This window comes from Brevundimonas sp. GW456-12-10-14-LB3, from assembly GCF_059424365.1.
In genome coordinates this window covers 58,761-71,149 of sequence record NZ_JBWKZJ010000009.1, presented here as the reverse complement: position 1 = coordinate 71,149, position 12,389 = coordinate 58,761, and the positions used below count along the sequence as shown (strand labels likewise).

Here is a 12,389-nt window from a genome sequence, read left to right as displayed (position 1 = left end):
CCCCCCCCCCCCCCCCCCCCCCCCCCCCCCCCCCCCCCCCCCCCCCCCCCCCCCCCCCCCGCCGCCGACGCCGGCGATGGGTTCGCCCCCCTCAGTCAGCTTCGCTGACAGCTCCCCCGACGGGGGAGCAATGGATCAGACGCGTTCGATGACGGTGGCGGTGCCCATGCCCCCGCCGATGCACAGGGTGATCAGGGCCGTCGATTTGTTCGAGCGCTCCAGCTCGTCCAGCACCGTGCCCGTGATGATGGCGCCGGTGGCCCCCAGGGGGTGGCCCATGGCGATGGCGCCGCCGCAGACGTTCATCTTGTCGTGCGGGATGTTCATGGCCTGCATGTAGCGCAGCACCACGGCGGCGAAGGCCTCGTTCAGCTCCCACAGGTCGATGTCGTCGGTCGTCATGCCCAGCTTGCCGAGCAGCTTCTTGGACACATATTCGGGTCCGGTCAGCATGATCGACGGCTCCGAGCCGATCGAGGCGCCGCCCAGGATCTTGGCGCGCGGCTTCAGGCCCAGGGCCTGGCCGGCCTCAAGCGAACCGATCAGCACGCCCGCCGAACCGTCGACGATGCCGGAGGAGTTGCCGGGGGTGTGGACGTGGTTGACCCGCTCGACCTCGGGATAGCGCTGGTTGATCACGCTGTCGAAGGCCATTTCGCCCATCATGGTGAAGGAGGGGTTCAGTCCGCCCAGGGTCTGCATGTCCGTGTTCGGACGAATGGTCTCGTCGCGGTCCAGAATGGTCAGGCCCAGCTGATCCTTCACGGCGATGACCGACTTGTTGAACCGGCCCTCGGCCCAGGAGCGGGCGGCGCGCTTGTGGCTTTCGACCGAATAGGCGTCCACGTCGTCGCGGCTGAAGCCGTACTTGGTCGCGATCATGTCGGCCGAGACGCCCTGGGGCACGAAATAGGTCGGGAAGGCCGACGAAGGATCGGTCGGCCAGGCGCCCATGTCCGAACCCATGGGCACGCGGCTCATGACCTCGACCCCGCCGCCGACGGCGAAGTCGGACTCGCCGGACTTCACCTTGGCGGCGGCCATGTTCACGGCTTCCAGGCCCGAGGCGCAGAAGCGGTTCACTTGAACCCCGGCCGTATATTGCGACCAGCCGGCGGACAGAACGGCGGTGCGGGCGATGTCGGCGCCCAGTTCGCCCACGGGCGTGACGCAGCCCAGGATGACGTCATCGACCTTGGAGGTGTCCAGGTCGTTGCGGTCGCGCAGGGCCTCCAGGACCTGGGTCGCCAGGCTGAGGCCGGTGATCTCGTGCAACGAGCCGTCCTTCTTGCCCTTGCCGCGGGGTGTGCGGACGGCGTCGTAGATATAGGCGTCAGCCATGACAGGGAGTCTCCATCTTTGGGCCGGAGCGACGTCGCCCGGAAAGGGCGGCGCGGCTTACGGCCGGGTCGGATCAAAGCTTGGTCGCCAAGAACCCTACGTTTACGTCAACGTCAAGTAACAAGGCGCGTGAGGCGGTCGAGGCGCGGCGCCCCAGCCGTCAGTCGCCGGGGATTCGGCTGGCGACGCCGCTGATCCGGCAGGCGTAGTCGGTCTCTGGACGGCCGGTCTGCAGACCCGTGGTGACCAATATCCCCTGCCGCGCCGTACAGCGCGCCTCCAGGGCGTCCAACTCGGTCTGGTAGCGGTTTTCGACGCCGGTCGAGGCGCAGGCGGCGATCAAAGGCAGGGCGACCAGGGTCGCCGCCCAGATGCAGGATGTGGCGTGGCGCATGGCATTCTCCTATGGGCGAGGCCCGCAGGGGCGGGCCCGCGCTTCGCTAAAGACTACTCGGCCGCAGCCAGTCGGACCAATTTTCCGTCGCTCTCGTCGGTGATCGCCCAGACGGCGCCGTCTGGGCCGATCGCCACGTCGCGCACACGCTCGCCCAGGTCGGTCAGCAGCCGCTCTTCCCCGACGACGCGATCATTTTCGATCACCAGCCGGGCGATATGCTTCTCCTTCAGCGCGGTGACCAGCAGATCGCCGTCCCAGGCCGGGAACATGGCGCCCTGGTAGAAGACCGCCCCACCCGGCGCGATGACCGGATCCCAATAATAGACGGGCTGTTCCGTGCCGGCCTTCTGGGTCGCGCCGCTGTTGATCGCGCCGCCCGCATATTCGACGCCGTAAGCCGCGTCGGGCCAGCCGTAGTTCAGGCCCGCCCTGTCCAGATTGACCTCGTCGCCGCCGCGCGTCCCGTGCTCGATGGTCCAGATCGCGCCCGTGCCGGGCTGGACGGCGATCCCCTGGACGTTGCGGTGGCCCAGGCTCCAGATCTCGGGCAGGGCGCCGGCGCGGCCGACGAAGGGATTGTCCTGGGGAACCGTGCCGTCGGCGTTGATGCGGATGGTCTTGCCCATGTGCGAGCCCAGATCCTGGGCCTGGGGCCGCATCGGCCGGTCGGAGCGTTCACCCAGGGTGATGAACAGCTTGCCGTCCGGCGCAAAGGCCAGGGACGAGCCGAAATGTTTGTCGCCGTCATAGGCGGGCAGGGCGCGGAAGACGACCTGGACATTGTCCACCCGCGCGCCGTCGTCGGACAGCCGCCCCCGTGCGACCGAGGTGGCGTTGCCGCCCTCACGAGGCTCCGCATAGCTCCAGTAGATCAGCCGGTCCTGGGCGAAGCCGGGGCTGACGGCGACGTCCAGCAGGCCGCCTTGGCCGCGCGCATCGACAGCCGGCAGACCCTGGACCGGTTCGCTGATCTGGCCGTCGGCCGTGATTATCCGCAGCCGGCCGGGCTTTTCCGTCACCAGCCAGCGCCCGTCGGGCATCAGGGCCAAGCCCCAGGGATGCGACAAGCCCGAGGCGACCACGCTGTGGCGCATCGCCTGTTCGGTCTTCACCCCCGGCGCCCGGGTCTGGCCGGGGAAGGCGGGCTGCTGGTCGGGATTGTTGGCGGGCCGGGTCTCCAGCGGGGCGCCCGACTGGCCGGATGCGGAGGCGGTCTCTCCGTTCGCGCCGCAGGCGGCGGCGAGGACGAGCAGGGCGGTCGAGGCGGCGAGGGCGATGGGGCGCATAGGCGGCTCCGGGCGGGTTGGGGGCGTCGGTAACGAAGAAACCCCAGCGTTATCTGTCCGCTCCTGCCCCGTCTTGCGCCCTATCGCCGCACGATCTGCATCGACACGACTTGAACCGCGCGCGCGACGGCGATATAGGCACGCCTCTTTCGCGCTGGCCCAGGCCTCGCGAAGGCCCGGATGCGGGATACGACTGGGTAGCTCAGATGGTTAGAGCGGTGGATTCATAACCCACAGGTCGGCGGTTCGATCCCGCCTCCAGTCACCACCTTCCCCTTGTTCTCCGACATCGACGGTTCGGCCACAGGCGCAACCGGTACGCCCCTGCGGCGTTCACCGGCGGACAACCTTGACCGGAGAATTCGCATGACCATCCGCAAGTCGATGCTGCTGACCGTCGCCGCCGCCTTCGCCCTGGGGGCCGCCGCCTGCACCCAGGCGGAGCAGGAAAAGACCGAGGCCCATGCCGAGGCGGCCGCCGACAACACCGCCGAGGCGGCGTCCCAGGCCGGAGAAGTGATCGAATCCGGCGCCATGAAGGCGGCTCAGGCGGTCGAGAGCGGGGCCGGCAAGGTCGCCGACAAGCTGGAGGAAAACCAGGCCGAGGCCGCCGCCGAAGGTCGGCCGGGCGCCGTGGACCCCGCGACCGACCGGCGCGTGCCCGACGAAAACTGAGGCTCCGCCCGGATCAGGCGGCGGGCGCGCCTTCCGCCAGCAGGGCGTCGATCAGGGCGTGGGCCTCGGGACTGTTCCAGTCGGCCTCGCCCGCAAAGATCGCGCGGATGCGGCCTTCGCGATCCAGGAAGACGGTCTGGGGCATCTTGCCCTTGCCCGGAAACTCGAACGGCAGTTGGAAGCGGATGTCGCTGTACAGCGGCAGAGGCTCGTGCACGTCGATGAAGCTCCTGGCGTCGGCCAGGGCGTCGGCGGTGGCGTCGACATTGATCGGCAGGACGATCAGGTCCTCGTTGGTCTGATAGGACCGGGCCAGGGCCGCTAGGGTGGGCATTTCGGTGCGGCAGGGGGCGCACCACATGGCCCATAGATTGACGACCACCACCTTGCCCTTGAAGGCCGAAAACCGCACGGCCGTGCCGTTGCGGTCGCGGAACATATATTCGGGCGCGGGCTTGAGTTCGGACGGCGTCTGGAGCGCCGCCAGCGGCCCGACGGCGAACCGGGCCAGATCGCTTTTTGCGACGGGCGTCGTCTGGGGTTGCGCCTTCTGCCTATGATTGGCGTATAGCGACATCGCCAAGCCGCCGGCGCCGGCGAGCGTGCTTATCAGCACCAGAGCGCCGACGACCGCCCAGATCGCCTTTCTCGAGCCACTCATGACCGACGCCGCCTCCGATACCGCCCAAGCCAAGACGTCTAAGGCCCCGGCGAAGCCCGCAGGTCAAGACATGTGGGGCGGCCGCTTTTCGTCGCGGCCCGCCGAGATCATGCAGGCGATCAACGTCTCGATCGGCGTGGACCGGCGTCTGTGGCGTCAGGATTTAGCCGGCTCGCGCGCCCATTGCCGCATGCTGGCCCAGCAGGGCGTGATCCAGTCGGCGGACGCCGAGGCCATTCTGAAGGGGCTGGACGCCGTCGAGGCTGAGATTCTGAACGGAACCTTCCCCTTCCGCGACCAGTTCGAGGACATCCACATGAATGTGGAGGCCCGACTGTCCGAGCTGATCGGCGAGCCGTCGGGCCGGCTGCACACCGCCCGCAGCCGCAACGACCAGGTGGCCCTGGACTTCCGCCTGTGGGTCCGCGACGCCTGCGACCGCTCCATCGCCCAGTTGAAGGCCTTGCAGGCCGCGCTTCTGGACCGGGCCGAACAGCATGCGGCCGACCTGATGCCCGGCTTCACCCATCTGCAGACCGCCCAGCCGGTGACCCTGGGCCATCATCTGATGGCCTATGTTGAGATGTTCGGCCGCGACGCCGGCCGCTTCTCCGACGCCCGGACGCGGATGAACGAAAGCCCCCTGGGCGCAGCGGCGCTCGCCGGTTCGCCCTTCCCGATCGACCGCCATATGACGGCGGCGGAACTGGGTTTCGACCGGCCGATGGCGAACTCGCTGGACGCCGTCTCGGACCGCGACTTCGCCTTGGAAAGCCTGGCCGCCGCCTCGATCACGGCGGGCCACCTGTCGCGGTTAGCCGAAGAGATCGTGGTCTGGATGACGCCGATGTTCGGTTTCGCCACCCTGCCCGACGACCTGACCACCGGTTCGTCGATCATGCCGCAGAAGCGCAATCCCGACGCCGCCGAACTGGTTCGGGCCAAGACCGGCCGGATCATGGGTTCGCTGGTCGCCCTGTCCACCGTGATGAAGGGCCTGCCGCTGGCCTATTCCAAGGATATGCAGGAGGACAAGCCGCCGGTGTTCGAGGCGTTCGACGCCCTGGACCTAGCCCTGGTCGCCATGACCGCCATGGTCTCGGCCTTGCGGCCCAATACCGAACGGATGGCGGCCGCAGCCGGCGCCGGCTTTTCGACCGCGACGGACCTCGCCGACTGGCTGGTGCGCGAACTGAACCTGCCCTTCCGCAAGGCGCACCACGTCACGGGCGCGGCGGTGAAACAGGCGGAAGCCCTGGGCGTGGACCTGTCGCAACTGCCGCTGGAAGAAATGCAGAAACTCGAGCCGGGGATCACGGAAGCGGTTTACAAGGTGCTGACCGCCGAGGCTTCGTGCCGGAGCCGTCAGAGCTATGGCGGCACCGCGCCGGAACAGGTCCGCGCGCGTATCGCCGACTGGAGAGCCCGCTTATGAACGTCTTTGGGAAAAAGACCCTGATCCTCGCGGGCCTGCTCGCCCTGTCGGTCGCCGGTTGCGGTCGTATGGCCGATCTGGAATCGCCCAGGCGCGAGACCGAGCGGGCGCCCCGCAGCAGCCGCGCCCCCAGCCTGCCCGAGCCGGCGACGATCAACCGGCCGTCCAGCAGCGTGCCGATCGACGGCGGCCCCTCCAATCCCTTCGGCGCCAACCCCGCCGCCAACGACCCCCGCTAGGCCGCCTTGCACCATTTCGATCTCAAGAACGGCGCCCTGCACGCCGAAGGCGCGCCGCTGGACCTGATCGCCGACGAGGTGGGCACGCCCGTCTATGTCTATTCGACCGCGACGCTGAAGCGGCACTACGGCCTGCTGCGCGCCGCCGCCGACGCGCACCGCGACGCCCTGGGCGAGGCCCTGATCGCCTTTGCGGTCAAGGCCAACTCCAACCTTTCGGTCCTGGCGACCCTGGCCCGGCTGGGGTCGGGCGCCGATACGGTTTCGGAAGGGGAGATCCGCCGAGCCCTGGCTGCGGGGGTGCCGGCCGACAAGATCATCTTCTCCGGCGTCGGCAAGACCGACATGGAGATCGCCTTCGCCATCAGCGTCGGGGTGCGCCAGATCAATATCGAGTCCGGGGCCGAACTGGACCGGCTGATCGCGGTCGCCGCCTTGATGCAGGCCGCCCCGGCCGTCGCCGTGCGGGTCAATCCGAATGTCGGGGCGGGCGGCCACGCCAAGATCACGACGGGCGGCAAGGGCGACAAGTTCGGCGTTCCGGTCGAGGAGGCGATGGCGCTCTACGCCCGCGCCTCGGCCTCGCCCCACGCCACGCCCGTGGGCCTGGCCTGTCATATCGGCAGCCAGATCACCGACCTGGCGCCGCTGGAGGCGGCCTTCACGATCCTGGCCGACATGACCCGCGAGCTGAGACGCCAGGGCCACGCCGTGACCCGGCTCGACCTGGGCGGCGGCCTGGGCGTGCCCTACGCCGGGGGAACGGAACCGCCGTCTCCGGCCGACTATGTCGCCATGGCGGCCCGCGTCCTGGCGGGGCTGGAGGTCGAGGCGGCCTTCGAGCCCGGCCGTCTTCTGGCCGCCAACGCCGGGGTGCTGCTGAGCCAGGTGATCCAGGTCAATGAACGCTCGGACGGCCGCCGCTTCCTGGTGCTGGACGCGGCGATGAACGATCTGATGCGTCCGGCCCTCTATGACGCCTATCACGACATCCGGCCGGTCAATCCCCGGCCCGGCGCGGCGCGGCCCTATGATGTGGTCGGCCCCGTGTGCGAGACCGGCGACACCTTCGCCCGCGAGCGGCTCCTGCCGCCGCTGGAGCCCGAGGATCTGGTGGTCTTCACCGGCGCCGGCGCCTATGGGGCCGTCATGGCCAGCGAATACAACAGCCGGCCCCTGGTCCCCGAGGTTCTGGTGGACGGCGAACAGTGGGCCGTGATCCGCCCCCGCCCCACCTATGAGGAGATGCTGGACCGCGAGCCTTTCGCGGACTGGCTGTAGGGGCGATTTGGGCTCGACTGTTATAAAGTAACAAGCTATAGGGCCGGTCATGTCCCCGCCGTCCGACCCGCCTGTCCTGCTGTCTCTCCTGGGAGGCGGCTTCGTCGCGGCCTTCCTGCATGCGGCCCTCCCGACCCACTGGCTGCCCTTTACCCTGGTGGGGCGGGCGCAGGGCTGGCGCGCGTCGCGGGTGCTGGCGGTGGTGGCCGTCGCCGGCCTGGCCCATATCGCCACCACCGCCCTGGTCGGCGGACTGATCGTGGCGGCGGGCCTGGCGCTGGAGCGCTGGGTCGAGGGACTGCTGCCGCATCTGGCCGCCGTCCTGCTGTTCCTGTTCGGCGCCTTCTATCTGGCGCGGGCCACGCTGAAACGACCGGCCGTGGCGGGCGGCCCCCCGTTGGAGATCGCCGCCCCCGCCGTATCGGACAAGGCGGCCTTCCTGGGTCTGGTGGCGATGATGGCCGTGTCCCCGGGCGAGGTCCTCTTGCCCATCTATCTGTCTTCGGCCTCGGAGGGGATGACGGCCCTGGCCCTGCTGACCCTGATCTTCGCCCTGGGCACCATCGCCGGCATGGCCGTCTTCACGGCCCTGGCCAGTGCGGGCGCCTCGATCCTGCGGCTGGAGCGATGGGCGCGCTATGAAGGCGCGGTTCTGGGCCTGGCCCTGATCGGCCTGGGGCTGCTGGTCGCGCTGCATCAGCATTGATGGGATATTACATGATAACATTCAAAGCGTTATCATGTAGCAGCTTCGCTGTTTGCGGAATTGGCGTATAGGCGAGAGCCATGACAGCCCAGCCCGGAAGTCCCTCCGCCCACCACGACCATGATCACGACCATGATCATGCGCACGACGGTCATCACCACGCGCACGGGGGGCGTCATCATCACCATCACGGCCATGGGCACGCCCATGGCCCCGTGGACACGGGAGACGGGCGCTACGCCGTCGGCCTGGCGGTCAATCTGGCCTTTGTGGTCTGCGAATTCGCGGCCGGGCTGATCGCGGATTCCACCGCTCTCCTGGCCGACGCCGGCCATAATCTGTCGGATGTCCTGGGCCTGGCCATGGCCGGCGGGGCGGCCTGGCTGGCGCGGCGCGGGGCGCACGGGGCGGCGGGCGGACGGAGCACCTACGGTTTCGGCAAGGCGACGGTCCTGGCGGCCCTGGCCAACGCCGTGCTGCTGATCTTCGCCTGCGGCGCCATCGCCTTCGAGGCCGTGCGGCGGTTTGCGGAACCGGCGCCGGTCGGCTCGGGCGTCATCATGACGGTGGCCGCCGTCGGCTTCATCATCAATCTGGGCACGGCCCTGCTGTTCATGAAGTCCCAGCACGATCTGAACGCGCGCGGCGCCTATCTGCACATGATGGCCGACGCGGGGGTGTCTTTGGGCGTCGTCCTCGCGGGGGGCATGATTCTGCTGACCGGCTGGTCCGTGGTCGATCCGATCGTCAGCCTGGTCATCGTCGCCGTCATCCTGTGGTCGACCTGGGGCCTGCTGAAGGACTCGGTCCATCTGGCGATGGACGGGGCGCCGGACGACGTCGACATGACGGCGCTGGAGCAGGGACTGTGCGCCCTGCCGGGCGTGCGCGCCGTGCACGACCTGCACGTCTGGGCCCTGTCCACAACCGAGACCGCCCTGACGGCCCACCTGGTCCACGACCGGACGGACGGCGACACGCTTCTGCGAGAGGCCCAGGGTGTGGCACGACGCCATGCGATCCGCCACACGACGCTCCAGCTGGAGAACGAACCCCTGCCGGACTGTCCGGGGTGTTGAGCCGCTCAGCTTAAGCCTGATCGAAGGTCAGCGGGGCGCCCCAGAAGCGGGCGATCAGGTCCGACTGAGGCCCGGCCTGGCCGGTGGTCAGGAAGTCGCGGCGGCCGCCGTCGCCCAGGGCGTATTCGGGATGGCGGGCGAAATAGCGATCCAGGGCGTCGGCCACCGCCGTCGGCTGTTCGATCAGGGCCGTCCCAGGCGGCAGGGCGGCGGCGAACAGTTCGGCGATGATCTCATAGTGGGTGCAGCCCAATATGGCCTTGTCCGGGTGGCGGCCGATGCGGCGGCGCAGGGCGTCGACATGATCCTTCACCACCACCGTCAGTTCTTCGACCGGGGCGCCCAGTTCGATCAGGCCGGCCAGGCCGGGGCAGGGTTCGCAGAAGACGGCGATGTCCTCGCGCCGTTTGTCGATCTCGATCTCGAACACGCGGCTGATGGCGGTGGCGGCGGTGCAGAAGACGCCGGTGATGTCCACCGCCTGGATCTTTTCACCCTCCTGGGGGCGTTCGGCCTCGAAACTCCAGGGCAGGCCCGTCGCAGCCTCGATGGTGGGCACGATGATGCCCAGCACGTTCACCGGCCGGCCCAACCGCTCGCGCAGGCCGGGGATCCAGGTCTGTTGCAGGCGGCGCAGGGCGATGGCGCTGGCGGTGTTGCAGGCCAGGACCACGACCGAGGCGCCGGCCTCGAACAGCCGCTCGCACCCGGCCTTGGTTAGCTCGACGATCTCCTCGCCGCCGCGTCCGCCGTAGGGGGCGTGGGCCTGGTCCGCCAGATAGACGAAGTCACGCTGCGGGAACCGCCGCGTCAGTTCACGATGGACGGTCAGGCCGCCCACGCCGGAGTCGAAAACGCCAATAGCCATAGGCGCGCTTTAGAACAGTGCGACGACGTATCCAACCCGATCAGCGAGAAGATTGCGTCTCTGTCAGGTGACGCGCGATCCATGTGCGCCTAAGTGTACGGTCGAAATAGTTTTCCTACGGAGCATTCGATGCACAGACGCCAGCTTCTCATCGCGGGCGGCAGCCTGATGGCCCTTTCGGCCTGTGGAACGACGGGCGGCGCCGGCGGGGGCGGGGTCTCGCCGGTCTCGGTCGCGGAAGAGGCGCGCATCGCCCGCGCCGTCCTGCCGAGCGCGACGCCGAGGGCCGAACTGCTCCAGCCCTGGACCGGCCCCTATGACGGCGTGCCGCCGTTCGACAAGGTGACCCCGGCCAAGCTGCGCGAGGCCATGCTGGAAGGCATCGAACTGCAGCGCGCCGACATCGTTGCCATCGCGAACAATCCGGAAGCCCCCACCTTCGCCAACACCATGACGGCGCTGGAGCTGGCCGGCGAGCCGCTGGACCGCGCATCCAACCTCTATGGGGTCATGACCTCCAACATCGGCGGCGAGGCCTATGACGCCGTCGACACCGAACTGTCGCCGATCCTGTCGGCGGCCTCGGACGAGATCACCTTCAACGAAAAACTGTTCCAGCGCATCAAGACGGTCGCCGACAACGCCGACGCCATGGGCCTCAGCCCCCAGCAGAAGCGTCTGGCCGAACGCCGCCGCGACGCCTTCATCCGCTCCGGCGCCAATCTGGACGCGGCCGGCAAGGCCGAGCTGGGCCGGATCAACACCGCCCTCTCCAACGCCTTCACCCGTTTCGGCCAGAAGGTGGTGGCTGATGAGAACAGCTGGACCCTGATCCCGAACGAAGCGGGCGTCGCCGGCCTGCCCGCCTCGAACAAGGCCGCCGCCGCCTCGGCCGCGCGCAGCCGCAATCGGCAGGGCTGGGCCATTCTGAACACCCGTTCGGCCGTGGACCCCTTCCTGACCTTCGCCGACGACCGGGCCCTGCGCGAGCAGGTCTGGAAGAAGTTCGTCAACCGCGGCGACAACGGCGACGCCAACGACACCAACGCCACCATCGCCGAGATCGTGAAGCTGCGGGACCAGCGCGCCAAGCTGTTGGGCTATCGCAACCATGCGGAACTGCGGATGCAGGACACCATGGCCAAGACTCCGGCCAATGCGCAAAGCCTGATGGACCGCGTCTGGGCCCCGGCCAAGGCCCGCGTCGCCGAAGAGGTCGCCGACATGAAGGCGATCGCCGGTTTCGACATCGAACCCTGGGACTATCTCTACTTCGCCGAGAAGGTGCGTAAGGCCAAGTACGACCTGGATCAGAACCAGCTGAAGCCCTATTTCGAGCTGAACGCGGTCCGCGCCGGCTCCTTCGCCATGGCCGAGCGTCTGTACGGCTTCAAATTCACCAAACTGCCCAAGGGCTCGGTGCCGACCTTCGAACCGGACGTCGAGGTCTATGAACTGCACGACAAGGCCACCGGCAAGCTGATCGGCCTCTACTACACCGACGACTACGCGCGCCCCGGCAAGCGTTCGGGCGCCTGGATGACCACCTACCGCTCCTTCTCGACCCTGGACGGCTCCAAGGTGATCTTGGGCTCCAACAACAACAACTTCACCAAGCCCGAGCCGGGCGAGCCGGTGCTGATCTCGCTGGACGACGCCGAGACCCTGTTCCACGAGTTCGGCCATACCCTGCACTATTTCTCGTCGAACGTGACCTATCCGTCGTTCGGCAATACGCCGCGCGACTTCGTCGAATATCCGTCGCAGGTGCACGAGCACTGGGTGCTGAGCCGGCCGATCCTGGACGGCTATCTGAAACACTATCAGACCGGCGAGGCCATGCCCCAGGCCCTGGTCGACAAGATCCAGGCCTCATCGACCTTCAACCAGGGCTATGCGACGGTCAGCTATCTGTCCTCGGCCATCGTCGACATGGATCTGCACACCCAGGCCGTGCCGCCGACCGACATCGACGCCTTCGAAAAGGCCAGCCTGACGCGGATCGGCATGCCCAAGGAGATCGTGATGCGGCACCGCCTGCCGCAGTTCAATCACCTGTTCACGTCCGACGCCTATTCGGCCGGCTACTACAGCTATCTGTGGTCCGAGACGATGGACGCTGACACCTGGGCCTATTTCGAGGAGTCGGGCGACGTCTTCAATCCGGACATCGCCGGCCGCTTCAAGTCGATCATGCTGGCGCCGGGCAACACCACCGACCGGGCCGAGGCTTACCGCGCCTTCCGCGGCCGCGACCCCGACGTGGCGGCTCTGCTGAAGGTCCGGGGCTTCCCGGTTTCCTGATCCGGGGCCTGTTTGAGACCCCAACGGGCTGAATGACGTTTGCGGCCGGCGGAGCGATCCGCCGGCCGTTTCGTTTGCGCGCGGTCTGGCCTAAGTCGGGAGGACTGCCGATGAAAG

The 12,389-nt window shown here is 68.3% G+C and carries 12 protein-coding genes and 1 tRNA gene; 8 read left to right on the top strand and 5 right to left on the bottom strand.

Annotation, left to right across the window (positions count from 1 at the left end; translation table 11 throughout):
• Positions 1-135 precede the first annotated feature (135 nt).
• From AC07XS_RS06045 to AC07XS_RS06035, 3 genes are all read right to left on the bottom strand, one after another.
• Positions 136-1,341, bottom strand: a complete 1,206-nt coding sequence (locus tag AC07XS_RS06045; protein ID WP_152949073.1) for an acetyl-CoA C-acetyltransferase — start codon at positions 1,339-1,341, stop codon at positions 136-138.
• A 160-nt stretch (positions 1,342-1,501) separates the two neighbouring features.
• Positions 1,502-1,735, bottom strand: a complete 234-nt coding sequence (locus AC07XS_RS06040) for a hypothetical protein (RefSeq protein ID WP_152949072.1) — start codon at positions 1,733-1,735, stop codon at positions 1,502-1,504.
• A 53-nt stretch (positions 1,736-1,788) separates the two neighbouring features.
• Positions 1,789-3,024: a PQQ-dependent sugar dehydrogenase gene (locus AC07XS_RS06035; RefSeq protein WP_182713997.1), complete on the bottom strand. Its 1,236-nt coding sequence runs from the start codon at positions 3,022-3,024 to the stop codon at positions 1,789-1,791.
• 191 nt (positions 3,025-3,215) lie between these two features.
• On the opposite strand from AC07XS_RS06035, the gene AC07XS_RS06030 reads away from it, so the two are divergent.
• Together AC07XS_RS06030 and AC07XS_RS06025 are read left to right on the top strand one after the other, a co-directional pair.
• A tRNA-Met gene (locus AC07XS_RS06030) sits at positions 3,216-3,292 on the top strand.
• A gap of 98 nt (positions 3,293-3,390) precedes the next feature.
• Complete coding sequence (locus tag AC07XS_RS06025) at positions 3,391-3,699, top strand: hypothetical protein (protein ID WP_054764086.1); 309 nt, start codon at positions 3,391-3,393, stop codon at positions 3,697-3,699.
• A gap of 13 nt (positions 3,700-3,712) precedes the next feature.
• Here AC07XS_RS06025 and AC07XS_RS06020 read toward each other — a convergent pair whose 3' ends face one another.
• Positions 3,713-4,360 carry a TlpA family protein disulfide reductase gene (locus AC07XS_RS06020; RefSeq protein WP_152949008.1) on the bottom strand — a complete coding sequence of 216 codons (648 nt, stop codon included), beginning with the start codon at positions 4,358-4,360 and terminating at the stop codon, positions 3,713-3,715.
• Here AC07XS_RS06020 and argH point away from each other — a divergent pair.
• The 5 genes from argH (at position 4,359) to AC07XS_RS05995 (ending at position 9,100) form a co-directional block, all read left to right on the top strand.
• The gene (argH, locus tag AC07XS_RS06015; RefSeq protein ID WP_182713998.1) at positions 4,359-5,795 is read left to right on the top strand and encodes an argininosuccinate lyase; all 1,437 of its coding nucleotides are present in this window, start codon (positions 4,359-4,361) and stop codon (positions 5,793-5,795) included. The two genes, AC07XS_RS06020 and argH, sit on opposite strands and share 2 nt — an antisense overlap.
• Positions 5,792-6,034 carry a hypothetical protein gene (locus AC07XS_RS06010; protein WP_054764083.1) on the top strand — a complete coding sequence of 81 codons (243 nt, stop codon included), beginning with the start codon at positions 5,792-5,794 and terminating at the stop codon, positions 6,032-6,034. Before argH ends, AC07XS_RS06010 begins: the two co-directional genes overlap by 4 nt.
• Positions 6,035-6,040: 6 nt before the next feature.
• Positions 6,041-7,315 carry a diaminopimelate decarboxylase gene (gene lysA, locus AC07XS_RS06005; protein ID WP_054764082.1) on the top strand — a complete coding sequence of 425 codons (1,275 nt, stop codon included), beginning with the start codon at positions 6,041-6,043 and terminating at the stop codon, positions 7,313-7,315.
• Between the two features lie 49 nt (positions 7,316-7,364).
• The gene (locus AC07XS_RS06000) at positions 7,365-8,021 is read left to right on the top strand and encodes a hypothetical protein (protein WP_182713999.1); all 657 of its coding nucleotides are present in this window, start codon (positions 7,365-7,367) and stop codon (positions 8,019-8,021) included.
• Between the two features lie 80 nt (positions 8,022-8,101).
• The gene (locus AC07XS_RS05995) at positions 8,102-9,100 is read left to right on the top strand and encodes a cation diffusion facilitator family transporter (RefSeq protein ID WP_182714000.1); all 999 of its coding nucleotides are present in this window, start codon (positions 8,102-8,104) and stop codon (positions 9,098-9,100) included.
• 10 nt (positions 9,101-9,110) lie between these two features.
• Here the strand turns inward: AC07XS_RS05995 and AC07XS_RS05990 are convergent, their stop codons facing one another.
• The gene (locus AC07XS_RS05990) at positions 9,111-9,968 is read right to left on the bottom strand and encodes a glutamate racemase (RefSeq protein ID WP_182714001.1); all 858 of its coding nucleotides are present in this window, start codon (positions 9,966-9,968) and stop codon (positions 9,111-9,113) included.
• A 129-nt stretch (positions 9,969-10,097) separates the two neighbouring features.
• Between AC07XS_RS05990 and AC07XS_RS05985 the strand changes: the two genes are divergently transcribed.
• Positions 10,098-12,272: a M3 family metallopeptidase gene (locus tag AC07XS_RS05985; RefSeq protein ID WP_182714002.1), complete on the top strand. Its 2,175-nt coding sequence runs from the start codon at positions 10,098-10,100 to the stop codon at positions 12,270-12,272.
• Positions 12,273-12,389 lie beyond the last annotated feature (117 nt).